Source organism: Nonomuraea sp. 3-1Str, from assembly GCF_031570565.1.
Lineage (GTDB): Bacteria > Actinomycetota > Actinomycetes > Streptosporangiales > Streptosporangiaceae > Nonomuraea.
On record NZ_JALHBK010000047.1, the window covers coordinates 12,524 to 34,891 of the forward strand.

A 22,368-nucleotide genomic window follows, 5' to 3' on the forward strand; every position below is an offset into this window, starting at 1 on the left:
GCGGCGTCAGCCGAGCACGAAGTGCAGGCGGGTGGTGGTGCCGGCGGCGTGGTCGTGGCGGCGCACCAGATCGCTGAGCTCGTTGACGAGGATCAGCCCGTGACCGCGCGACTGCAGGTCCACCGGCGGGATCCGCCCGGCCATCGGCTCGACGAAGTGACCGGCGTCGTCGATCTGGTACACGAGCGTCGCGGTCTCGGTCCACACGGTGATCGTGCAGCCGCCCGCGGTGTGCTCGAAGGCGTTGGTGGCGACCTCGTTGACCGCGAGCACGGCGCGTTCGACGCGGGCGTCGGGCAGGCCCGCCGAGCGGGCGAGACCGGCGGTGAAGGAGCGCACGTCCTGCAGCTCGCCGACGGTCTTGAACGTCCGCTGGTGCGCGGTGAGTGGGGGAGTGGGAAGGGGCTGGTCGAACATCGCTGCGGTGTCCAAGGGATCGGCGTAGAGGCCGCTGGCCCAGGTGCGGTCTGCCTCGGCCATGACGGGATGGGTGCGATAGGAGTCCTCGACCGCTCGCGCGCCGAGGGCGGCCGTGTCGTACGGGCACAGGATCGCCGCGTCGCGGCCGGCGAAGGCGGCGTTGATGAGCGCCTCGTGCGCCGCGCAGGCGGGGTACTCGACCTCGCTGCGGCCCGCCCAGATCGGCTCACCGATGATCCACACGCGCTGCCCGGAGTGGCGGCGGGCGAAGTCCAGCAGGACGCGGGGGATGATGCGGCCGGGATTGCGGCCGGCCACCGCCATGTCGGCGAAGACCACCCGGGAGGCGGCCCCGCCCAGACGGGACCGGATGAGGTCGCCGTTGCCGCCCGGCACGGCCACCATGGCCGGCTCGCCGGCGTCGAGCGCCCGCCGCAGGAACGCGGCGCACCCCTCGGCGTAGGCGTCGGGCGTGTCGTAGAGCAGCCCGATGTGCTCGAACGGATCGGCGACGGACCCGGAGGGGGCGGTCGTGACGCTCATACCGTGCTCCCGGTGACGCACCGCGCGTGGGCCTGGCCCGGGTCGATCACGGACAGCATCTCGTGCAGCGTCGGGCGGACGCCCCGCAGGAGGAGCCGGCCCCGCGCGGCGGCGACCGCGCCGGCCAGCAGGCGGGCGATGGCCGTGTCGGCGAACGTCAGGTCCGCCACGTCCACCACCAGCGGGGCGGCACCGTCGGCGATGCGATGGGCGTCGGCCACGACATGGCGCAGCGTGGCCTCCAGGGCGTCGCTGTTGCTCCGGTCGGCCGCGCCCGTCAGCGCGAGCCCCTCGAAGGTGCGCCGGATCCGCAGCATCGGCGCCCACTCCTCGTGGCTGCCCGCCCCCGCCCGCGCGGTCGCCGGGTGGGCGGCGCCGACCCGGTCCAGCTCGGCGCTGGTGAACAGCCGCCGGTCGTAGCAGCACAGCGCCATCGCGTAGCCGTCGGAGAAGATCTGGTTGACCTGCGCCTCGTACCAGGCCAGCCGCTCGACGCCGGGAGTGGCGCGGACCGTCCAGCCCATGTCGGCCGCCACCCGCAGCGCGCTGTAGCCCTGGCCGCGCGCCTCGCCGATGGCGGTGTGCCAGCCCGCCAGGGCACGCTCGGCGTCGAACGTGCCGCCCGCCAGGTAGGACTCCTCGGCGGTGGTCACCTGAAGCTGTCCGGTGCGCTCGGGCTCGCGCACCTCCAGACCGTACGCCTGCGCCGCCGCGAGGAAGGCGTCGGGCAGGAAGGTGTCGGTGAAGTACAGGACCTGCTCACCCCGCTCGAGACCTCCGCGAAGGTAGCGAATCAGGGCCGACAGATGCCGTTCATGGTCGTCGAATGTCCAGCAGACGTGATCCCCTGGGAGGAGATGGTCCACTGTGGTGGGATGTGCCATGTACCGCTTCTCGTCTTCGGGGATGCGGCAGGAGGTCCAGGCGTCGAGGGAGTCGAGGGGCGCCGCGCGTTCCTGCCCGCTCTTCCACAGTAACAACTTCTCCCGGCTCCGCGCCCTTTCGCGGTGACCCCCGTCACAGACGCGGGCGCCGTCCCCGCGGGACGGCGCCCGGAGAACGGGGCGGTCAGGAGGGCACGACCACCTCGGCGTAGCGGGCCTTCATGGTGGCCAGCACCTCGTCCGGATCGGCGGCCCACACGTCGGCGTTGAAGATCTCGACCTCCACGTCGCCGGTGTAGCCGGCCGCCAGCACGGCCCGGGTGATCGGCGCGAAGTCGATCACTCCGTCGCCCATCATGCCGCGCCCCAGCAGCACGTCGGCGGGCAGCGGGTGCAGGAAGTCGCACACCTGGTAGGAGGCGATCCGCTCGCCGGCGCGGGCGATCTGCTCGAACAGCCGCGGGTCCCACCACACGTGGAAGGTGTCGACCACCACCCCGACCTGCTCCACCGGATACGGCAGGCTGAGGTCCACCGCCTGCTCCAGGGTGGAGATGACCGCCCGGTCCGCGCAGTAGACCGGGTGCAGCGGCTCCAGCGCCAGCTTCACGCCCCGCTCACCGGCGTACGGCGCGAGCACGGCCAGGCCCTCGGCCACCCGCTCCCGAGCGACGGCGAGATCCTTCGACACGGCGCCCGACAGCGGCTCGCCCGGGACCACGCCCGGCAGCCCGCCGACCACCATCACCAGGCAGGCCGCGCCCAGCTCGGCGGCCTCGTCGACGGCCCGCCGGTTGTCCTCCAGCGCCGCCGCGAACGCCCGGCGGCCGTCCTCGCCGGGCCCGCCCGCCGTGAGGAAGCCGCCCCGGCACAGTGACGACACCCGCAGGCCCGCCTCGCGCACCAGCTTGGCCGACTCGGCCAGGCCCTGCTGGGCGACCTCCTGCCGCCACAGGCCGATGGCCTCCAGGCCGTGCCGCACGCAGCCGTCGACGGCCTCGGCCACCGTCCAGCGCCTGGTGGTCCACTGGTTGAGGGAGAGACTCACAGGCCGTTCACCGCCAGCAGCGCCTGCATGCGGCGGACCGCCAGCTCCTGGTCGGCCAGCAGTCCGGCCCGGTCGGCCAGGCGGAACACCTCCGACAGGTGGACCAGCGAGCGGGCCGACTGGGCGCCGTTGACCATGGCGAACGCGTCCTGGTGGCCGTTCAGCCAGGCCAGGAAGACGATGCCGGTCTTGTAGTTGTACGTCGGCGTCTCGAAGATCTTGCGCGACAGCGCCACCGTCGGCGCCAGGATCTCGTCGTAACGGGCGAGCATCCGGTCACGGCCGGCGTCGTCGGAGGCGGCCTCAGCGGCGTCGAGCGCCTGCAGGGCCGCCGCCGCGGCGGGCGCGATCGCGTCGAAGATGCCGAGCAGCGCGTGCGAGCCGCTCCTGATCAGCGACGGGTAGTTGAAGTCGTCGCCGGTGTAGAGCCGGACGCCCTCGGGCAGCGCGGCCCGCAGGCCGATCTCGTGCTCCTCGTCCAGCAGCGACACCTTCACGCCGTCCACCTTCGGCGCGTGGGCGTGGATCAGCTCCAGGAACGCCTCGGTGGCCGCCGCCACGTCGCGCGAGCCCCAGTAGCCGGCCAGCTGCGGGTCGAACATCTCGCCGAGCCAGTGCAGCACCACCGGCCGGTCGGCCAGGCCGAGCAGCTCGCCGTACACCTGGTGGTAGTCCTCCGGGCCGGCCGCCACCCGCGCGAGCTGGCGCGAGGCCATGACGATCACGCCGGCGCCGGCCGCCTGCACGGTCTCGATCTGCTCGGTGTACGCGGCGGTGATCGCCTTCAGGTCGTCCGCGCCGGGGGCGTGGTCCGTGCCGGCGCCGCAGGCCACCAGCTCGGCCGGGTCGCCGAACGCGCGCGCCTCGTCGGCGCTGCGCCGGATGAGCTCCCTCGTGGCGGCCCAGTCGAGGCCCATGTTGCGCTGCGCGGTGTCCATCGCGTCGGCCACGCGCAGCCCGTGCGACCACAGGTGGCGGCGGAAGCGCAGCGTGGCGTCCCAGTCCACGGCCGCGGGGGAGCCGGGCGTGTTGTCGCCGAGCGGGTCGGCCACCACGTGCGCCGCCGCGTACACGACGCGGCTGACCGCCGGGCCGTCCGGCCGCGGCCACGTCACCGGCTCGCGCAGCTCGTACGCGCCGCCGGGCAGGTCGATCCTCACAGCTCCGGCACCTCGATCCTGCGGCCCTCGGCCGACGAGCGCAGGCCTAGCTCGGCGAGCTGCACGCCGCGGGCGCCGGCGGCGAAGTCGTACGGGAACGGCGCGTCCTCCAGGACATGCCGGACGAACAGCTCCCACTGGATCTTGAAGCCGTTGTCGAACTCGGCGTTGTCCGGGACCTCCTGCCAGCCGTCGCGGAAGCGCGCGGTGACGGGCAGGTCGGGGTTCCACACGGGCTTGGGCGTGGCGGCGCGGTGCTGGACGCGGCAGTTGCGCAGGCCGGCGACTGCGCTGCCCTCCGTGCCGTCCACCTGGAACTCCACCAGCTCGTCGCGGTTCACGCGCACGGTCCAGGAGGAGTTGATCTGCGCGATGACCCCGCCCTCCAGCTCGAACACGCCGTACGCGGCGTCGTCGGCCGTGGCCTGGTAGGCGTGCCCCTGCTCGTCCACCCGCCGCGGCACGTGCGTCACGGCCTGCGCGTAGACCGAGCGGACCCGGCCGAACAGGTTCTCCATGACGTAGTGCCAGTGCGGGAACATGTCGAGCACGATGCCGCCGCCGTCCTCGGCCCGGTAGTTCCACGACGGGCGCTGCGCCTCCTGCCAGTCGCCCTCGAACACCCAGTAGCCGAACTCCCCGCGCACCGAGAGGATCCGGCCGAAGAACCCGCTGTCGATCAGCCGCTTCAGCTTCAGCAGGCCCGGCAGGAACAGCTTGTCCTGCACGACGCCGTTCTTCACGCCCCGCGCCGTCGCCGCCTCGGCCAGCGCCACGGCCTCCTCGACCGACTCGGCCGTGGGCTTCTCGGCGTAGATGTGCTTGCCCGCCTCGATCGCCTTCAGCACGGCCTTCACCCGGGCGGAGGTGACCTGGGCGTCGAAGTAGACGAGGTTGTCGTCGTCGGCCAGCGCGGCGTCCAGCTCGGTCGTGTAGTCGGGGATGCCGTGGCGGTCGGCGAGCTCGGCCAGCTTGGCGGCGTTGCGGCCGACCAGGACGGGGCGCAGCTTGACCCGGCTGCCGTCGGAGAGCGTGACGCCGCCCTGCTCGTTGATGGCCAGGACGGATCGGACCAGGTGCTGGCGATATCCCATTCGTCCGGTGACGCCGTTCATCACGACGCCGATGGTGCGCACGCTCATGGGGATCCTTTCACGGAAAGCGCTTTCCCGAACGGTAAGGCCGAGCCGCCGGAGGCGTCAAGTGCCGGTCGTGCCTAGAGCTCGCCCTTGGTCTCCAGCCTGGCCAGGGACCTGGCCAGCGGGTGGGCGGTGAGGGCGAGCTGCCAGTCGCGGGCGCCGAGCTCGCGCAGCCGCTCGGCCACGGTCTCGTCGGTGATCTGCTTCGGCGGCTCCCAGGTGAGCCTGCGCACGGCGTCGGGCTGCAGGAGGTTCTCCGTCGGCATGCGGTGCTCGTCGGCCAGCGCCGCGATCACGGCACGGGCCGCGGCCAGCCGCTTGGCGGCGGCCGGGTCGCGGTCGGGCCAGCGGTTGGCGGGCGGCGGGCCGTCGCCGGGCGTGCTCGGCTGCGGCAGCTGCACGTCGGGCAGCGCGCGCGCCCGGCTGACCGCGCTCAGCCACTCGCTCATGTAGCGGCGGGCGCTGCGCCCGGTGAACGGCGCGATCTCGGTCAGCGCCTTCTTCGTGCGGGGCACGTCGAGGGCGGCGGCCACGATCGCCGAGTCGGGCAGGACCCGGCCGGGCGCCAGGTCGTTCTCGCGGGCGATCCGGTCGCGCATCAGCCACAGCTCGCGCACGATCGCCAGCGCGCGCACGTTGCGCACCTTGTGGATGCCGGACGTACGCCGCCACGGATCCGACCGGGGGACGGCGGGCGGCGTGCCGAGCACGGCGGCGAACTCCTCGCGCGCCCACTCCAGCTTGCCCGCCTCCTCCAGCTCGGCGTGCAGCACGTCGCGCAGCTCGACCAGCACCTCCACGTCGAGGGCGGCGTAGCGCAGCCAGTCTTCCGGCAGCGGCCTGGTGGACCAGTCGGCGGCCGAGTGACCCTTCTCCAGCCGCAGCCCGAGCACGGTCTCCACCATCGTGCCCAGCCCCACGCGCTCGTAGCCGAGCAGCCGGCCGGCCAGCTCGGTGTCGAACAGCGCGCGCGGCCGGAACCCGACCTCCAGCAGGCACGGCAGGTCCTGCGAGGCGGCGTGCAGCACGACCTCGGCGTCCGCCACCGCCGCGTCCAGGCCCGACAGGTCGGGACAGGCGATCGGGTCGATCAGCGCGGTGCCCGCGCCGGCCCGGCGCGCCTGCACCAGGTAGGCGCGGTTGCCGTAGCGGTAACCCGAGGCGCGCTCGGCGTCGACGGCGACCGGGCCGCTGCCGCGCGCGAACGCGTCGACCACCCCGGCCAGCGTGGCCGCGTCCGCGACGACCGGCGGGATGCCCTCGCGGGGCTCCAGCAGCGGCACGACCGGGCGCTCGCCCGGCTCCGCGCCGTCGGCCACGGTGCCGCCCTGCACGGTTCTTTCTTCTGTCATGAGTTCACCGCTCTCATGACGCGGATGACGTCTCGACTGGTGCCCTCACTTCGTACGGTCACTCTCCGGATCTTCGCGCCTGCGGGGCAGGGACGCCACATCGGGCGGCAGCGGCGGGATCCCCGCGGCCACGCACATGAGGTCGCACCAGGCGGCCACGTGACCGGACAGGTCTTCCTGGGCGGGGGACCAGGACGCCCGCAGCTCCAGCTCGGTGGTGACCGGATCATCGGCCTTGTTGCCGAAGCCCTCGGACACCGCTCTTGTCACGGTACCGCCGGCCGCCGAGTAGTCGGCGTGGTGGGCGTCCAGAGCCTCCGTCAGCCAGCTCCAGGCGACCGGGCCGAGCAGCGGGTCGGAGGTGATCTCCGGCTCCATGTCGGCGCGCACGTACGCCACCAGCCGGAACGGGCCGTCCCAGCCGCGCTGGCCGTCGGGGTCGTAGAGCAGGATCAGCCGGCCCACGGCCAGCTCGTCGTCGTCACGGTAGACCGACGCGCCCACGGCGGCGGAGTAGGGGGCCAGCCGCTGCGGCGCGGGCAGGTCCTCCAGCTCGATCTCCGGCCTGACCTCGGCCGGGCGCAGGCTCTCGGCCGCGCGCCTGAACGCCGGGGGAGCCGGCGGCCGGTCACTCGAGGTCATGGTCGCAGCGTAGGCCGCAGCCTCGGGGAAGGGGACCACGGGGGTGCTCATCGTGCCTGCTCAACCCGCTGCCGCAACCCGCTGGCGGGCGGACGCGAACGGCACGGCACGGCACCCGTCACGAGTCCCGTCATGAGTCGTGCCAGGAGTCCGGGAACGAGTCCCGCAAGGAGCCGCGGTACGGGTCGCGGGAGCGGTCACAGGCCGGGGCACGGCACTGAGCGCGGCGCCTGCGGCGGCGCCTGTCGTCGCACCTGTCATCGCAACGGGGCCTTTCTTCGGATCGTGGCTCCGACGTTGGCACGCCTCACCGACAATTCCCCGCAACGCGCTCGGCGTGTCCCGAAAGTGGATGCTGAATCGGTGCCGCGCGGTCGCTTGGCGAACATTTGGTCCAGTCAAGACCGGCTTTCTGGTCGCCCATGGGGTGTGTTCGACCCGCGTGAGCGCCGAGGGCCGGGTCGGCCGGTAAACCTCCATCCGACTATTCGATCATGATTTGGGGTGTTCAATGCATACTTTTCCGACACCTCGTGCCGATGCGGCGCCGATGAGGGGACCGGCGGGAGGTCATGGCACCCTGGGAGGGTGAATCTCGCCGACTCAGCGTTCCTGCGCGCCTGCCGCCGTCAGCCCGTCCCGCACACCCCCGTCTGGTTCATGCGGCAGGCCGGCCGGGCACTGCCCGAGTACCTCAAGGTGCGCGAGGGCGTGCCGATGCTCCAGGCGTGCGCCACGCCGGACCTCGCCGTCGAGATCACCATGCAGCCGGTCCGCCGCTACGGCGTCGACGCGGCCGTCTTCTTCAGCGACATCGTCGTGCCGCTCAAGGCCATCGGCGTCGATCTCGACATCAAGCCCGGCGTCGGGCCGGTCGTCGCCCAGCCGATCCGCGAGGAGGCCGACCTCGACGTGCTGCGCCCGCTGGAGCCCGACGACGTCCCCTACGTCACCGAGGCGATCCGGGCGCTGACCGGCGAGCTCGGCGGCACGCCGCTCATCGGCTTCGCCGGCGCGCCGTTCACGCTCGGCGCCTACCTCATCGAGGGCGGCCCGTCCCGCAACCACGATCACACCAAGGCCATGATGTACGGCGCGCCGCGCCTGTGGCACGCGCTGATGGACCGCCTGGCCGGCATCGTCCTGGCCCACCTGCGCCTCCAGGTCGAGGCGGGCGCCTCGGCCGTCCAGCTCTTCGACTCCTGGGTGGGCGCGGTCGCCCCCGCCGACTACCGCGAGTACGTGCTGCCCCACACGCGCCGCATCTTCGAGGGCCTGGCCGACCTCGGCGTGCCGCGCATCCACTTCGGCGTCGGCACCGGCGAGCTGCTGGGGCTGCTCGGCGAGGCGGGCGCCGACGTGGTGGGCGTCGACTGGCGGGTGCCGCTCGACGAGGCCGCCCGCCGGGTGGGCCCCGGCAAGGCGCTGCAGGGCAACCTCGACCCGGCCATCCTGCTGGCCCCGTGGGAGGCGGTCGAGCGCAAGGCCCGCGAGGTGCTGCGGGAGGGACGGCAGGCGGAGGGCCACGTGTTCAACCTCGGGCACGGCGTGCTGCCCTCCACCGACCCCGACCAGCTCAAGCGCCTCACCGACCTGGTCCACGAGGCCTGACCCGGCCGGCTCGCCGGTCATGACTGGGCGGGCGCCGGGGGCTGGGGCGGTTCGCCGGCTCCGGCCGGTGGCACGGTCCTGGCCGGCGGGGCGGGCCGCCGGCGCGCGTTCCGGCGCGTCAGCCACACGATCAGCGCGGCCACCGGCGCCAGGATGAGCATCCAGGGCAGCAACACGCCCACCACGGTCAGCGCCACCTTCACGAACGCCACCAGCCCCGACCACCCCTTGGCCAGCCCGCCGAGGAACCCGGCGGGCTCCTCCGACGGCGGCGTCACGACCGTGACCGGCCCGACCACGGTCAGCGTGAGCGTGGCCATGCTGACCTGTCCCGCGAGCTCCTTCTGCTGGGCCTGCAACGACTCCAGGTCCGCCTCGCGGGTGGAGATCTCCCGCTCCACCTCCAGCACGTTGCCGATGGTGTCGGCCTTCTTCAGCAGCGTGCGCAGCGAGTCGAGCGCCTGCTGGGCCGACTTGATCCGGCTGTTGACGTCGGCCACCTGCGCGGTGACGTCCTCGGTGCCCTGGTTGAGCGAGATCTGCTCGCCCAGGTCCCTGCCCATGCTCGCGAGCACGTCGGCGTACCGAGCCGGCGGGATCTTGAACTCCAGCTCGGCCGAGCCCTCGCCCCCGTCGGAGGAGCTGGACTGCTCCTTCGACAGGTAGCCGCCCGCGCCGCCGACGATCTGCTTGGCCTTCTGGGCCGCCGCCGTGACCTCCTTGGCCCGTACCGTCATCCTGCCGACGTAGATGACCTGCCGGTCCTGGGCGGTGACCGTGACGTCGGAGGCGATGTTCTTCCCGGCGGTCCTGCCCGCGGCGTCCTGGGCCGAGGGCTGACGCCGCGCCTTGGCGCCCGCGGAGTCCTGAGGCGCCAGGGCGGGCGCTCCCGCCTGCGCCGACTCGCCGCGGGAGGCGGATTGCACCTCCGCCCCGCCGCCGCATCCCGTCAGGCCCCCTAAGAGCAGGGCCGCGCAGGCGGCCGACAGCGCCGTGCCGTACTGGAATCTCCTCATGCCCTTACGACGGACCAGGACCTGGAGGGGTTTGATCGGATCCGTCACGGTACGGTCACGTGCGGATGTCGGCGGCCGGAGCGCCCGCGACCCGGAACGCCGTGCCGGCCCCGCGCGGGACCGCGCCCCGGGCGGCCGGGCGGGCCGCGGAGACGGTAGCGTCTGGAGGCGTGGAAGGGAAAAGGGCGCACGTGGTCGTCGTCGGGGGCGGGATCTCTGGTCTGGCCGCGGCGTGGCACCTCCGCCAGGCGGGCGGCGATCGGATCAGGGTGACGGTCCTCGAAGGCGGCCCGCGCATCGGCGGCAAGCTGCACGCCTCCGAGGTCGCCGGGGTCAGAGTCGACGCAGGAGCCGAGGCCGTGCTGGCCAGGCGGCCCGAGGGCACGGAGCTGGCCAAGGCGGTCGGTCTCGGCGACGACCTGGTCAGTCCCAGCTCCGCGCGGTCGGCCATCCTCAGCAGGGGCTCGCTGCGCCAGATGCCCAAGGGGCAGGTCATGGGCGTGCCCGCCGACCTCACCGAGCTGGCCAAGTCAGGCATCGTCTCGCCCGGCGGGCTGCTGCGGGTGCCGATGGACCAGATCCTGCCGCCCACCCTCGTCCGCACCGACGTGTCCGTCGCCGCCTACATCCGCGCCCGCATGGGCGGCGAGGTGCTCGAACGGCTCATCGAGCCGCTGCTCGGCGGCGTCTACGCGGGCCGCTCCGACCGGCTGTCGCTGGAGGCCACGATGCCCCGCGTGGCCGCCGCCGCCCGCTCCGAGCGTTCGCTGTTGAGCGCCGCCCGGCAGATCCTGCACGAGGCGCCCAGCGCCGGCGGACCGGTGTTCGCCACGCTGCGCGGCAGCCTCGGCAGCCTGCCCGAGGCGGTCGCCAAGGCGTCGGAGGCCGAGATCCGCACCGGGGTGACCGTGCGCGAGCTGCACCGCACCGCCGAGGGGTGGCGGCTGGTGACCGGCCCCGTGCCCAGGCCCGAGGTGATCGAGGCCGACGCCGTGATCGTCGCCACGCCCGCTCCCTCCGCCGCCCGGCTGCTCAAGGGCGAGGCGCCCAAGGCGTCGGCCGAGCTGGCGCGCATCGAGTACGCCAGCATGGCCATCGTCACGCTCGCCTACGCCGCCGACGCGTTCCCCGAGCCGCCCGGCGAGAGCGGCTACCTCGTGCCGCCCGTCGAGGGCAGGCCGGTCAAGGCCGTCACGTTCAGCTCCGTCAAGTGGCCCCACCTGGCCGGCGACGGCCTCGTGCGGCTGCGCTGCTCCATCGGCCGGGTCGGCGAGGAGCACCTGCTCCAGCGCGACGACACCGAGCTGGTGGCCCTCGCGATGGCGGAGATGGCCGGCGTCATGGGCGTGCGCGGGCTGCCGATCGACACCCGCGTCACCCGCTGGGGCGGCTCCCTGCCGCAGTACAACGTGGGCCACCTCGACCGCGTGGCCCGGGTGCGCGCCGCCGTCGCCGTGCTGCCGGGGCTCGCCGTGTGCGGGGCCGCCTACGACGGGCTGGGCGTCCCCGCCTGTGTCGCCACGGCGCGCACGGCCGCCGCCCGGATTCTGGACCACCTGTCGCTGCGGGGAGAATAGGGGCATGACAGAGGGCGCACCGCGGCTCAAGGCCCGCGATCTCAACCAGGTGATCCGCTACACGATGTGGTCCGTCTTCCGGGCGACCGGACCGCTGCCCGCCGACCGCGAGAGTCTCGGCGCGGAGGTCGGCGAGCTGCTGGAGCAGGCGGCGCTCAAGGACGTGGTCACCCGCGGCCTGTACGACGTGGCCGGGTTCCGCGCCGACGCCGACTACATGTTCTGGTGGCACGCGCCCACCTCCGACGACCTGCAGGACGTCTACTCCCGCTTCCGCCGCACGGCCCTGGGCCGCCACAGCGAGCCCGTCTGGTCGGCCATGGCGCTGCACCGGCCGGCCGAGTTCAACAAGTCGCACATCCCGGCGTTCCTCGCCGAGGAGGAGCCGCGGGCGTACGTGAGCGTCTACCCGTTCGTCCGCTCCCTGGAGTGGTACCTCCTGGAGGACTCCGAGCGGCGCGCCATGCTGGCCGAGCACGGGCGCATGGCCCGCGAGTACCCCGATGTCCGGGCCAACACGGTCGCCTGCTTCTCGCTCAACGACTACGAGTGGATGCTCGCCTTCGAGGCCGACGAGCTGCACCGGATCGTCGACCTCATGCGCGAGCTGCGCGGCGCGCAGGCCCGCCGGCACACCCGTCTGGAGATCCCGTTCTACACCGGCGCCCGCAAGCCGGTGACCGAGCTGGTCGCCGCCCTGCCGTAGAACGGTCAACGGGAAGTCCGCGATCCCTCCGCATTGATCTACCTGCTTTGTCACACTCGGTGGTGACGGCGGGTTGTCACGTTCCAGGGGGGACCATCGTGACCGCGGACTCGGGCAGGCACGGAAGGCATCCGTACGGTGACGGTCCGTGGGAGGACTTCCCGTACGGGCTCATGCCGGAGGATTTCCCGTACGGGGACGACGAGGCGGTGGCCCGCGCCTGGGAGCACCTCACCCTGGGCTGGGAGGGGTCAGCCGCCCGTACGGCCGCGCCTTACGGCGGCCCGGACGGCGTCGCGCACGGTGCCCCGGACGGTGCCCCGGACGGTGGCGCGCCCGACGTCCCGCGCGGTGGTGCGCAGGAGGGGCCGCACGGAGACGTGCCGGGGCCGGACGGTGCGGCGGGGCGACACGGGCGGCCGGGCACGGGCCGCGTCGGCGGGCGCGTCGCGGGCCGGCTCTCCCGGCGTGCCGCGGGCCGGGCCTCCCGGCGGATCGCCGACCGCATCTGCAGGAGGATCGCCGAGCTGGGGCCCCGAGGACGCGGGATGCACGCCGGCGACGATTGGACCTCCGGCCGTGACGGGCACGCGGCCCGCGGTGGGCACGCGGCCGACCGGGGAGGGCGGCCGGAGCGGCGGCACGCGCGGGTGCCCGAGTCGTGGATGCGGCGGAGCGCGGCGCACAAGGCGTGGCTCGTGTGGGTGTCGGCCGGCTCGGTGGTGCTGGCGGGCGGAGTGGCGCTGCTCGGTGGCGGTCCCGTCGGCGGGATGTTCTCCGCGGCCGGAACGGCCGGTCCAGGGGGATCGGGGGGATCGGGTGAGTCCGGGAGATCGGCTGGTACGTCCGCAGAGGCCGGCGGGAGCTACAAGGGGGTCGGGGAGGCCGGCGTGACCCGTACCGAGGTACGCGCCGAGGGCGTCACTCCCGGCGCCGTACGACCGCCGGCCCACCCCCCGGCCGATCCGGCTCACCCCCCGGCCGATCCGGCTCACGCGCCGGCCGACTCCATGCCCCGGTCCACGACCGATCCGGCGACTGACTCCACGCCCCGGTCCACGACCAACCCCGCGCCCCAGCCCACGCTCCTGCCCACGCACCGGTCCGCGCCCCGGCCGAGCGGTGGTTCGGGGGCGCCGGTCGGGCGCCCGGGTGACAGCGGGACCGGAACCGGGGCGAGGGGCGCCACCGGAGCCGCCGGGGCGACCGCAGCAGCAGGAACGTCCCGGGACGCCGAGCTCACCGCGGTCGAGTACTTCCGCGCCCGCTGGGGCTCCGGTGACGGCGCGATGCGCCATGTCAGGGATGTCCGCACCATCGGTGGATATCTGCGTATCTACACGGATCTGCCGGAGTCGGCGGCCAACTCCGCCGACGCCCTCACCCTCTGCCGGCGCGGCCTGGAGTACCTCCGCCGGGACGGCGCCGCGCACCCCGTGGTGTTCGTCCAGGCGAGGTTCGGCGAGAACGGGAACCCCGTGCTCGCCAACATCCTCGGCCCCGCCGACACGAGCTGCCGCGTCACGCACCCGGACCCCGGATGACCAGGGCCCGGGGCTCGGCCCGGCCCGGGACATGCCGGAAACCGGACGCGCGGGACTAGCGGACGCGGACGCGGGTCTTCCGGCACAGCCGGCAGCGCTGCGTGATGACCCGGCCGATCGCCTCGACCGTCACCCACCGGTGACGGAGATGCACAAGGCTCACCCGCCGCTCCTACCCGTGGCGACCGGCCGGTACGCGCTGTCGCCGCCCGTTCACTCCTTGGGGAGGAGCCGCAGCGAGACGGAGTTGATGCAGTAGCGGTCGTCGGTCGGCGTGGGATAGCCCTCGCCGTGGAAGACGTGGCCGAGATGCGAGTCGCAGCGGGCGCAGCGCACCTCGGTGCGGACCATGCCGAGGGTGCGGTCCTCGATCAGCCGCACCGCGTCCGACTCCGACGGCTCGAAGAAGCTCGGCCACCCGCAGTGGGACTCGAACTTCGTGTCGGACCGGAACAGCTCGGCGCCGCACGCGCGGCAGGAGTACACGCCCTCGGTCTTGGTGTCGACGTACTCCCCGGTGAACGGCCGCTCGGTGCCGGCCTCGCGGAGCACGTGGAACTCCTCCGGGGAGAGCTCGACCCGCCACTCGGCATCGCTCTTGACCACCTTGTCCATGTATCCAGCGTACGAGATGTGGCAAAAAGAGATCTCCGTCGGGGGAAGCATCCCTTCTGGGGGAAATTCGCGTCTTTGTAGGCAAGGAGGCGTCATCGCCTCCTGCTCAGGGTGGGATCACTCGCCGGATCGCCCGAGCGGCACAGCCCACGCCCGTGCTGGCGCCGCGCGGGGGCGGTCCGCGGGTCGTCCGGGTGGCGCGCCAGCGCCCGTGCGAGCCGCGCAGGCGGGTGGTCTTCAGGTCCGTCCCGTCGAGCCCTCGGTACCGCCACCGAGGCGCGCTCCGGGACGGACCCGCCCACCCGGGGCCCGCCCCGGGGTTCCCGGGATTGTCGGTCGTCCGGGGTAGGTTCGAGGGCATGGCATCGCCGTTCATAGAGCTCGAGGTGGGGGAGCGGACCGTCAAGGTCACGAACCCCGACAAGGTGTACTTTCCGGAGATCGGCGTCACCAAGCGTGAGCTGGTCGAGTACTACGTGAGCGTCGGCGACGGCGTGCTGCGGGCGCTGCGGGACCGCCCGACCAACCTCAAGCGCCACCCCGACGGCATCCACACCGAGGCGATCTACCAGAAGCGCATGCCGCCCAAGCACCCCGACTGGCTGGAGACCGTGACGGTCACCTTCCCCAGCGGGCGCAAGGCCGACTCGCTGCGGGTCACCGAGGTCGCCGCCGTCGCGTACTGCGCCAACCTCGGCACGGTCGACTTCCACCCGTGGCAGGTGCGCGCGGCCGACGTGGAGCACCCGGACGAGCTGCGCATCGACCTCGACCCGCAGCCGGGGCTCGGGTTCGACGCGGCGCGCCGGGCCGCGTTCCTGACCCGTGAGGTGCTCGCCGACCTCGGCATGACGGGGTTCGTGAAGACCTCGGGCAACCGCGGCGCGCACGTCGCGGTCCGCATCGAGCCGCGCTGGGACTTCGTCGAGGTCCGGCACGCGGGCATCGCCCTCGCGCGGGCCGTGGAGGAGCGCGCCCCCGATCTGGTGACCACCGCGTGGTGGAAGGAGGAGCGGGGCGAGCGGGTGTTCGTGGACTTCAACCAGAACGCCCGGGACCGCACGGTGGTCAGCGCCTACTCGGTGCGGGCCAAGCCCACCGGGCCCGTCTCGGCGCCGCTCACCTGGGAGGAGCTGGAGGACGCCGACCCGGCCGACTTCGACATCCGCACGATGCCGGCCCGCTTCGCCAAGGTGGGCGACGTGCACGCGGCCATCGACGACCGGGCGTACTCCATCGAGCCTCTCCTGGAGCGGTACGCGGCGGACGGCAGGGGCGACATGCCCTATCCGCCGAACTATCCGAAGATGCCCGGCGAGCCGCGGCGCGTGCAGCCCAGCAAGGCCCGTCCGGACGGCGACGCCTGAGGAACTGCGCGCTCGCCGTCCCGCAGGGCGGCGCCTGAGGAGGAGCTTCACGCTCGCCGTCCCGCACGGCCGGCCCCCTCCGATCACCGGGGCGTTCGGCATCCACCGGCCGTGCGGCCTTTCCGCCGTGCCCGGAGTGCGGGCACGTGCCTGGAACGTAACCCGGAGTCAGGGGTTACGGAGGTTCGCCTGGGTTGAAAGAACTTCTACCGAGGAGGGCAATCCTTGTCCGCTTGGGGGAGGATTCTTCCACCCGGTGGTTCAGGAGTCGCCGAACTCCAGCCGCAGCGCCCGGGTGAAGTCCGCGACCGCCTCCTCGTGGCGGTCCAGGTCCTGGAGGACCTCGCCGCGCACCCGGTACGCCCAGACGTACTCCGGGTCCAGCTCGATGGCCCGGTCGAGGTCGCGCACGGCCGCCTCGTCGTCGCCCAGCTCGCTCAGCACCGCGCCCCGGCTGCCCAGCGCCCGGTCGTTGTCCGGGTCCAGCTCGATCGCGCGGTTCAGGTCGGCCAGGGCCTCGTCGTAACGGTCGATCATGCGGTACGCCTCGCCGCGCCTGCTGAGCGCCCGCACGTAGCCGGGGTCCACCCCTAGGGCCCGGGTGTAGTCGTCGATGGCCTCGGCGTACAGGTTGACCCGCTGGTAGAGCTCCGCCCTGGCCAGCCACGGGTACGCCTGGCCCTCGTTGAGCGCGATGATGCCGGCGTGCACGTCCAGCGCCTCGTCCAGCCGGCCCAGGTCGGCCAGGGCGTCCGCCTTGCCCTCCAGGACCCAGAACGACTCGGGCGTCAGCGTCAGCGCGTGGTCGAAGTCGGTCAGCGCCTCCTCCAGCCGGCCCAGCGCCGCGTACACCTGGCCGCGCGAGCCCAGGGCGTACGCGCTGTCGGGCTCCAGACGCAGCGACTGGTCGAAGTCCGACAGCGCCGCGTCGTACCGCTCGATCAGCCGGTGGCTCTCACCCCGCAGCCGCCACGCGCGGGCGCTGTCCGGTGCCAGGGCGATCGCCTCGGTCAGGTCCGCGATGGCCGCGTCGTAGCGTGACAGCGCCACGTACGACTCGGCCCGGCTGCGGAGCACGGACGCCCGCGACTGCGCGGCCTCCTCGGACAGCGCCGGCAGGGCGGACGCGCCGGCGGGTTCGTCGCCGATCTCCTCGCTGATGATCCCCTCGCTCATGGCCGGGAATCTATCCGACTAGATCTGAATGACGGCAGCCTTTTCCCGGGTGTACTCCAGGACGCCGTCGTGCCCGTAGCCGCTGTCCTTCACGCCGCCGAACGGGAGCCCCGGCGGCATCTGCCGGAAGGTGTTCACCCATACGGTCCCGGTCCGCAGGTCCCGCACGAACCGGTGCGCCCGTCCCAGGTCACGCGTCCAGACGCCGGCCGCCAGCCCGTACGGGGAGTCGTTGGCGATCCGCAGCGCCTCCTCGTCCGTCTCGAACGGGATCGCCACCGCGACCGGCCCGAAGATCTCCTCCTGGCAGACGCGCAGCCCGTTGTCGCTCGTCGTGTACAGCGTGGGCGACACCCAGTAGCCGCCGGGCAGGCGCGGCACCACCTCGGCGCCCCGCCGGCCGCCGAAGACCAGCTCGGCGCCCTCCTTCTCGGCCAGGTCCAGGTACGACGTGACCCGCTCGTACTGCCCGCGCGACACGATCGGCCCCATCGTGGTGTCCAGGTCGAGCGGGTCGTCGAGCACCAGCCCGGCGGCGATGCGCTCCATCCGCTCCAGCATCTCGTCCCAGACCGACCGGTGGATCAGCATCCGGGAGCCGGCCACGCAGACCTGTCCCGCGTTGCCCGTGTAGACGGAGTTCACCGTGAGGCCCAGGGCGGCGGCGTCGAGGTCGGCGTCGGGGAAGACGATGTTCGGCGACTTGCCGCCCAGCTCGAACGTCATCGGCTTGAGCGTGTCCGCCGAGGCCCTGGTGATGACGCGGGCCGTCTCCGTCGAGCCGGTCAGGCTGATCTTGTGCACGCCGCGGTGCCGTACGAGGGCGTCGCCGGCCTCCTCGCCCACGCCGCTGACGATGTTGAGAACGCCGGGCGGGAGCACCTCGGCCAGCAGCTCGCCCAGCCGCAGCACCGACACGCTCGCCTGCTCGGCGGGCTTGACGATCACCGTGTTGCCCGCCGCCAGGGCGTAGGCGGCCTTGGCGGAGAAGGTCGAGATGGGGGAGTTCCACGGGATGACGCACAGGGCCACGCCGTACGGCTCCCGCCGGGTCATCCCGAGCGCGTCGGGGCCCAGGATGACGGTGTCGCCCCTGACGGCGTCCAGGCACTGGCCGGCGGCGAGCTGCCACAGGTGCGCCATGCCGGGCAGGTCCTTGGTGAGGGTGTCGCGCAGGATCCGGCCGTTGTCGCGGGTCTCCAGCCGGGCCAGCTCGTCGGCGTGCTCGGTGAAGACGGCGCTTACCTGGCGCAGGACGTGCGCGCGGGCCAGGGCGGGCAGGGCCGACCAGCGGGGGAACGCCTTCCCCGCCGCCTCGACGGCCGCCTCGGCGTCCTGCGGGCCGCTCGCGGGGACGCGGGCCCACACCTCCCCGGTGGCGGGGTTGACGGAGTCCATGGTCCGGCCGCCGGCCGCCGGGACCAGCCGGCCGCCGATCAGGTTGCGATAGTCGGTCACGCCACCAAGCATATGCTTGCTTGACATGCGAGATCCAGCGAGAGCCGGCGAGATCCAGTGAGATCCAGCTAGAGCCGGTGGGTGCCCGGCGTCCCGGGAGCGGGCCCGGCTCCCCCTAGGATCAGGGGCATGGAGCTGGCCCCGGGTGTCCACGTCGCCGTCACCGACCGTCACGGGGGTGTCAGCGCGCCGCCGTACGGGTCCCGCAACCTCGGCGGACTGGTGGGGGACGACCCCGCGGCCGTCCGCGCCAACCGCGACGGGGTCGCCGCCGAGCTGGGCGTGCGGGCCGTGGTGTTCATGCGCCAGGTCCACGGCGCCGACGTCGCGTACGTGAGCGAGCCGTTCGGCGACGACCCGCCCCCGCTGGACGGCGTCTTCACCACCGAGCCGCGCCTCGCCCTGGCCGCACTCGGCGCCGACTGCCCGGCGGTGCTCGTGGGCGACCCCGTGGCGCGGATGGTGGGCGCCGCCCACTCCGGCCGCCCCGGCACCGAGCTGGGCGTGGCCGCGGCGCTGGTCGAGGCCATGGCCGCCAAGGGCGCGTCGCCGGAGCGGATGGCGGCGCTCGTCGGGCCGGGCGCGTGCGGCCGGTGCTACGAGGTGCCCGCCGAGCTGCGCGAGCGCGTCGCCGCCCGGGTGCCGGAGACCTGGTCCACGACCTCCTGGGACACTCCCGCCCTCGACCTGCGCGCCGGCATCGAGGCCCAGCTCCGCGCGGCGGGCGTCGCGGACGTGCGCCACGACGCGCGCTGCACGATCGAGTCCGCGGAGCTCTACTCGCACCGCAGGGAGCAGCCCGGCGGGCGCTTCGCCGGCCTCGTCTGGCTGGCCTAGCCGTCATCGTCCGGCAGCGGTCGCGCGCGCAGGCCGGCCCCGGTCCTCCGGGGCTTCGCGCGCAGGCCGGCCCCCGGTCCGCCCGGGCTTCGCGCGCGCAGGCCCAGGTCCGGTCCGGGCAGCGGCCGGACGAGGGTGTCCGGGCTCACGGTAGGGTCGAAGTCCAACCGACCAGAGGGAGGAACCGTCATGGCCACCACCCGCACCGCCACCACGCAGTGGAAGGGCGCCCTGCTCGACGGCTCGGGCACCGTGTCGCTCGACACGTCCGGCGTCGGCACGTTCGAGGTCTCCTGGGCGTCACGCGCCGAGGCGGCCAACGGCAAGACCTCGCCCGAGGAGCTCATCGCCGCGGCCCACTCCTCGTGCTTCTCGATGGCGCTCTCCCACGGCCTGGCCGGCGCCGGCACGCCGCCCGAGTCGCTGCGCACCAGCGCCGACGTGACCTTCCAGCCGGGCGAGGGCATCACCGGCATCGTCCTCACCGTGCAGGGCCAGGTGCCGGGCATCACGGCCGAGCAGTTCCAGGAGGCCGCCGAGACCGCCAAGGCCAACTGCCCGGTGAGCAAGGCGCTGGCCGGCACGACGATCACGCTGAACGCTCAGCTCCTCTAGCGAGATCGTGATCGCGATCGCTCTGGTGTGATCGCGATCGCGTGGGACACTTGAGTCACATGCGAGATGTCTGGCCGGGCGAGCCGTATCCACTCGGCGCCACCTGGGATGGTGTGGGCACCGGATTCTCGGTGTTCTCCGAGGTGGCCGAGCGGGTCGAGCTCAGCCTCTTCCACGATGACGGTTCCGAGGAACGCGTCGACCTGCCGGAGGTCGACGGGTTCGTCTGGCATGCCTACTTTCCCGGCATCGTGCCGGGACAGCGCTACGGCTACCGCGTGCACGGGCCCTACGAGCCCTCCCGCGGCCACCGGTGCAACCCCGCCAAGCTGCTGCTCGACCCCTACGCCAAGGCCATCGACGGCGACCTGACGTGGAACGAGTCGTTGTTCTCGTACGAGTTCACCGACCCGGCACGGCTCAACCTGGCCGACAGCGCGCCGTACATGCCGAAGAACGTGGTGGTCAACCCGTTCTTCGACTGGGGCAACGACCGGTCGCCGCACACCCCGTACCACCAGACGGTGATCTACGAGGCGCACGTGCGCGGCCTGACCATGCGGCACCCGGCGGTTCCCGAGGCGCTGCGCGGCACCTACGCGGGCGTGGGACACCCCGCGATCATCGACCACCTGCTGTCGCTCGGGGTGACGGCGGTCGAGCTGATGCCGGTCCACCACTTCATGCCCGAGCACTTCCTCGTGGCCCGGGGGCTGACCAACTACTGGGGCTACAACACGATGGCCTATCTCGCCCCCCACGGCGGCTACTCCAGCGCCGGCACGCGCGGCGAGCAGGTGCTGGAGTTCAAGGCCATGGTGCGGGCGCTGCACGAGGCGGGCATCGAGGTGATCCTCGACGTGGTCTACAACCACACCGCCGAGGGCGACCACATGGGGCCGACGCTCGGCTTCCGCGGCATCGACAACTCCGCCTACTACCGGCTGCACGACGGCGACCGCCGCTACTACCTCGACTACACCGGCTGCGGCAACTCCCTCAACGTCCGCTCGCCGCACGCGCTCCAGCTGATCATGGACTCCCTGCGCTACTGGGTGCTGGAGATGCACGTCGACGGCTTCCGGTTCGACCTGGCCTCGGCGCTGGCCCGGGAGCTGCACGACGTCGACCGGCTGAGCGCCTTCTTCGACCTCATCCAGCAGGACCCGGTGATCTCGCAGGTCAAGCTCATCGCCGAGCCGTGGGATGTCGGGCCCGGCGGCTACCAGGTCGGCAACTTCCCGCCCCTGTGGACCGAGTGGAACGGCAAGTACCGCGACATCGTGCGCGACTTCTGGCGGGGAACGCACTCGGCGCTGCCCGAGTTCGCCTCGCGGCTGACCGGCTCGGCCGACCTGTACGCCACCTCCGGGCGCCGGCCCGTGGCCTCCATCAACTTCGTCACCTGCCACGACGGGTTCACGCTCGCCGACCTCGTCTCGTACGACCGCAAGCACAACCTCGCCAACGGCGAGGACAACCGGGACGGCACCGACGACAACCGCTCCTGGAACTCCGGCGCCGAGGGCCCGGTCGAGGACCCGGAGATCGTCCGGCTCCGCCACCGCCAGCGGCGCAACTTCCTGACCACGCTGTTCCTGTCGCAGGGCGTGCCGATGCTGTCCCACGGCGACGAGCTGGGCCGCACCCAGCGCGGCAACAACAACGCCTACTGCCAGGACAACGAGATCGCCTGGATCGACTGGTCGCTCCTGCACACCGAGGACGACCTGCTGGAGTTCGTCCGGACGCTGTCGCGGCTGCGGCGTGAGCACCCGGTCTTCCAGCGGCGCCGCTTCTTCCACGGCCGCCACCCCGAGAACGGCCGGCGGGACCTGGTGTGGCTCACCCCTGGCGGAGCGGAGATGACCGCCGGCGACTGGCACACCGGCTACGCCAAGTCGCTGGGGGTCTATCTCAACGGCGAGGCCATCACCGAGCCGGGGACGCGCGGCGAGCGCATCGTGGACGACTCGTTCCTGCTGCTCATCAACGCCCACCACGAGGACATGACGTTCACGCTGCCGGGCGAGGAGTTCGGCCCGGTCTGGCTGCCGGTGCTCGACACCAGCCACGACACCCGCCAGGACGAGCCGTTCCCGGACGAGCGGTGGCAGCCGGGCGCGCTGGTGGCCGTCACCTCCCGCTCCATCCAGGTGCTGCGCCAGCCGCGCGGGTCCTGACGCCCGCGGGTCATCGGCCGGTGAGGGCCGCGGCGGCGAGCGCGAGCGCGAACGTGACCACGCCGCCGAGGCCGTGCAGCGCCACGGCCAGCACGGGGAAGCGGCGCTCGGCGCCCCGGGCGTGCCGCCCCCCGCCGAGCCAGCGGGTGAACATGGTGAAGCCCAGCAGCGCCGCCACGGCCAGCACCCCGAACGCCGTCCACGCCAGCGCCCTGACGCCCGTCACCAGGTGGGCCACCCAGCAGGCCAGCGCAGCCGTGGCGAGCACGGGATGGGAGAAGATCAACGTCACCGGGAAGCGGGTCACCTTGGTGGCCTGCTGCCTGAGGCCGCCGCCCGAGAGCCACAGGTAGAGCAGATAGATGCCCACGATCGCGGTGCACGTCCACGTCACGGCTGTGGCCAGCCCCACCCGGGCCTCCTTCGGTCACCGATCCCTGACGACACGTTAGGCGCATCACTCCATGTATGCCAT

20 protein-coding genes are annotated in these 22,368 nt (G+C 73.1%); 8 read left to right on the forward strand and 12 right to left on the reverse strand.

Annotated elements, in window-relative coordinates:
- Positions 1–6: 6 nt before the first annotated feature.
- The 7 genes from MTP10_RS40465 to MTP10_RS40495 form a co-directional block, all read right to left on the reverse strand.
- On the reverse strand, positions 7–963 hold the full coding sequence (locus tag MTP10_RS40465; RefSeq protein WP_310717131.1) for a sensor histidine kinase: 957 nt from the start codon (positions 961–963) through the stop codon (positions 7–9).
- Complete coding sequence (locus MTP10_RS40470) at positions 960–1,943, reverse strand: MEDS domain-containing protein (RefSeq protein ID WP_310717133.1); 984 nt, start codon at positions 1,941–1,943, stop codon at positions 960–962. The genes MTP10_RS40465 and MTP10_RS40470 overlap by 4 nt, the downstream gene beginning before the upstream one ends.
- Before the next feature lie 88 nt (positions 1,944–2,031).
- Positions 2,032–2,895, reverse strand: a complete 864-nt coding sequence (locus tag MTP10_RS40475) for a sugar phosphate isomerase/epimerase (RefSeq protein WP_310717135.1) — start codon at positions 2,893–2,895, stop codon at positions 2,032–2,034.
- Positions 2,892–4,055 (reverse strand): dihydrodipicolinate synthase family protein, encoded by a 1,164-nt coding sequence (locus MTP10_RS40480; RefSeq protein ID WP_310717137.1) that lies wholly within the window; start codon positions 4,053–4,055, stop codon positions 2,892–2,894. The genes MTP10_RS40475 and MTP10_RS40480 overlap by 4 nt, the downstream gene beginning before the upstream one ends.
- Positions 4,052–5,197, reverse strand: coding sequence for a Gfo/Idh/MocA family oxidoreductase (locus tag MTP10_RS40485; protein WP_310717140.1), 1,146 nt, complete (start codon positions 5,195–5,197; stop codon positions 4,052–4,054). The genes MTP10_RS40480 and MTP10_RS40485 overlap by 4 nt, the downstream gene beginning before the upstream one ends.
- Positions 5,198–5,271: 74 nt before the next feature.
- A complete protein-coding gene (locus MTP10_RS40490) occupies positions 5,272–6,546 on the reverse strand; it encodes a ribonuclease D (protein WP_310717142.1) in 1,275 nt (424 codons plus the stop codon).
- Between the two features lie 45 nt (positions 6,547–6,591).
- Positions 6,592–7,188: a DUF3000 domain-containing protein gene (locus MTP10_RS40495; RefSeq protein ID WP_310717144.1), complete on the reverse strand. Its 597-nt coding sequence runs from the start codon at positions 7,186–7,188 to the stop codon at positions 6,592–6,594.
- 588 nt (positions 7,189–7,776) lie between these two features.
- Between MTP10_RS40495 and hemE the strand changes: the two genes are divergently transcribed.
- The gene (gene hemE / locus MTP10_RS40500) at positions 7,777–8,799 is read left to right on the forward strand and encodes a uroporphyrinogen decarboxylase (RefSeq protein WP_310717145.1); all 1,023 of its coding nucleotides are present in this window, start codon (positions 7,777–7,779) and stop codon (positions 8,797–8,799) included.
- 17 nt (positions 8,800–8,816) lie between these two features.
- Here the strand turns inward: hemE and MTP10_RS40505 are convergent, their stop codons facing one another.
- Positions 8,817–9,815, reverse strand: a complete 999-nt coding sequence (locus tag MTP10_RS40505; protein WP_310717148.1) for a DUF4349 domain-containing protein — start codon at positions 9,813–9,815, stop codon at positions 8,817–8,819.
- A 170-nt stretch (positions 9,816–9,985) separates the two neighbouring features.
- Here MTP10_RS40505 and hemG point away from each other — a divergent pair, with 170 nt between their 5' ends.
- The 3 genes from hemG (at position 9,986) to MTP10_RS40520 (ending at position 13,642) form a co-directional block, all read left to right on the forward strand.
- Positions 9,986–11,392 (forward strand): protoporphyrinogen oxidase, encoded by a 1,407-nt coding sequence (hemG, locus tag MTP10_RS40510; RefSeq protein WP_310717150.1) that lies wholly within the window; start codon positions 9,986–9,988, stop codon positions 11,390–11,392.
- Between the two features lie 4 nt (positions 11,393–11,396).
- Complete coding sequence (gene hemQ, locus MTP10_RS40515) at positions 11,397–12,098, forward strand: hydrogen peroxide-dependent heme synthase (RefSeq protein WP_310717152.1); 702 nt, start codon at positions 11,397–11,399, stop codon at positions 12,096–12,098.
- Between the two features lie 98 nt (positions 12,099–12,196).
- Positions 12,197–13,642 carry a hypothetical protein gene (locus tag MTP10_RS40520; protein WP_310717154.1) on the forward strand — a complete coding sequence of 482 codons (1,446 nt, stop codon included), beginning with the start codon at positions 12,197–12,199 and terminating at the stop codon, positions 13,640–13,642.
- A 213-nt stretch (positions 13,643–13,855) separates the two neighbouring features.
- Here the strand turns inward: MTP10_RS40520 and msrB are convergent, their stop codons facing one another.
- Positions 13,856–14,257: a peptide-methionine (R)-S-oxide reductase MsrB gene (gene msrB, locus MTP10_RS40525; protein WP_310717156.1), complete on the reverse strand. Its 402-nt coding sequence runs from the start codon at positions 14,255–14,257 to the stop codon at positions 13,856–13,858.
- Between the two features lie 359 nt (positions 14,258–14,616).
- Here msrB and ligD point away from each other — a divergent pair, with 359 nt between their 5' ends.
- Positions 14,617–15,624, forward strand: coding sequence for a non-homologous end-joining DNA ligase (gene ligD, locus MTP10_RS40530; RefSeq protein WP_310717158.1), 1,008 nt, complete (start codon positions 14,617–14,619; stop codon positions 15,622–15,624).
- A gap of 261 nt (positions 15,625–15,885) precedes the next feature.
- Here the strand turns inward: ligD and MTP10_RS40535 are convergent, their stop codons facing one another.
- Both MTP10_RS40535 and MTP10_RS40540 read right to left on the reverse strand, forming a co-directional pair.
- Positions 15,886–16,800: a tetratricopeptide repeat protein gene (locus MTP10_RS40535; protein ID WP_310717160.1), complete on the reverse strand. Its 915-nt coding sequence runs from the start codon at positions 16,798–16,800 to the stop codon at positions 15,886–15,888.
- An 18-nt stretch (positions 16,801–16,818) separates the two neighbouring features.
- Positions 16,819–18,258, reverse strand: coding sequence for an aldehyde dehydrogenase family protein (locus tag MTP10_RS40540; protein ID WP_310717163.1), 1,440 nt, complete (start codon positions 18,256–18,258; stop codon positions 16,819–16,821).
- A gap of 129 nt (positions 18,259–18,387) precedes the next feature.
- Between MTP10_RS40540 and pgeF the strand changes: the two genes are divergently transcribed.
- The 3 genes from pgeF (at position 18,388) to glgX (ending at position 21,893) form a co-directional block, all read left to right on the forward strand.
- On the forward strand, positions 18,388–19,095 hold the full coding sequence (gene pgeF / locus MTP10_RS40545; protein WP_310717165.1) for a peptidoglycan editing factor PgeF: 708 nt from the start codon (positions 18,388–18,390) through the stop codon (positions 19,093–19,095).
- Positions 19,096–19,284: 189 nt separating this feature from the next.
- Complete coding sequence (locus MTP10_RS40550; protein WP_310717168.1) at positions 19,285–19,710, forward strand: OsmC family protein; 426 nt, start codon at positions 19,285–19,287, stop codon at positions 19,708–19,710.
- A 59-nt stretch (positions 19,711–19,769) separates the two neighbouring features.
- A complete protein-coding gene (glgX, locus tag MTP10_RS40555) occupies positions 19,770–21,893 on the forward strand; it encodes a glycogen debranching protein GlgX (protein ID WP_310717171.1) in 2,124 nt (707 codons plus the stop codon).
- Between the two features lie 10 nt (positions 21,894–21,903).
- Here the strand turns inward: glgX and MTP10_RS40560 are convergent, their stop codons facing one another.
- Positions 21,904–22,305 carry a hypothetical protein gene (locus MTP10_RS40560; protein ID WP_310717173.1) on the reverse strand — a complete coding sequence of 134 codons (402 nt, stop codon included), beginning with the start codon at positions 22,303–22,305 and terminating at the stop codon, positions 21,904–21,906.
- Positions 22,306–22,368 lie beyond the last annotated feature (63 nt).

Coding starts and splice junctions, on each gene's coding strand:
- MTP10_RS40465 (WP_310717131.1), bottom strand. CDS start 963: ATGAGCGTCACGACCGCCCCCTCCGGGTCCGTCGCCGATCCGTTCGAG.
- MTP10_RS40485 (WP_310717140.1), bottom strand. CDS start 5,197: ATGAGCGTGCGCACCATCGGCGTCGTGATGAACGGCGTCACCGGACGA.
- msrB (WP_310717156.1), bottom strand. CDS start 14,257: ATGGACAAGGTGGTCAAGAGCGATGCCGAGTGGCGGGTCGAGCTCTCC.
- MTP10_RS40490 (WP_310717142.1), bottom strand. CDS start 6,546: ATGACAGAAGAAAGAACCGTGCAGGGCGGCACCGTGGCCGACGGCGCG.
- MTP10_RS40535 (WP_310717160.1), bottom strand. CDS start 16,800: ATGAGCGAGGGGATCATCAGCGAGGAGATCGGCGACGAACCCGCCGGC.
- hemQ (WP_310717152.1), top strand. CDS start 11,397: ATGACAGAGGGCGCACCGCGGCTCAAGGCCCGCGATCTCAACCAGGTG.
- MTP10_RS40550 (WP_310717168.1), top strand. CDS start 19,285: ATGGCCACCACCCGCACCGCCACCACGCAGTGGAAGGGCGCCCTGCTC.
- MTP10_RS40495 (WP_310717144.1), bottom strand. CDS start 7,188: ATGACCTCGAGTGACCGGCCGCCGGCTCCCCCGGCGTTCAGGCGCGCG.
- MTP10_RS40505 (WP_310717148.1), bottom strand. CDS start 9,815: ATGAGGAGATTCCAGTACGGCACGGCGCTGTCGGCCGCCTGCGCGGCC.
- pgeF (WP_310717165.1), top strand. CDS start 18,388: ATGGAGCTGGCCCCGGGTGTCCACGTCGCCGTCACCGACCGTCACGGG.
- ligD (WP_310717158.1), top strand. CDS start 14,617: ATGGCATCGCCGTTCATAGAGCTCGAGGTGGGGGAGCGGACCGTCAAG.
- glgX (WP_310717171.1), top strand. CDS start 19,770: ATGCGAGATGTCTGGCCGGGCGAGCCGTATCCACTCGGCGCCACCTGG.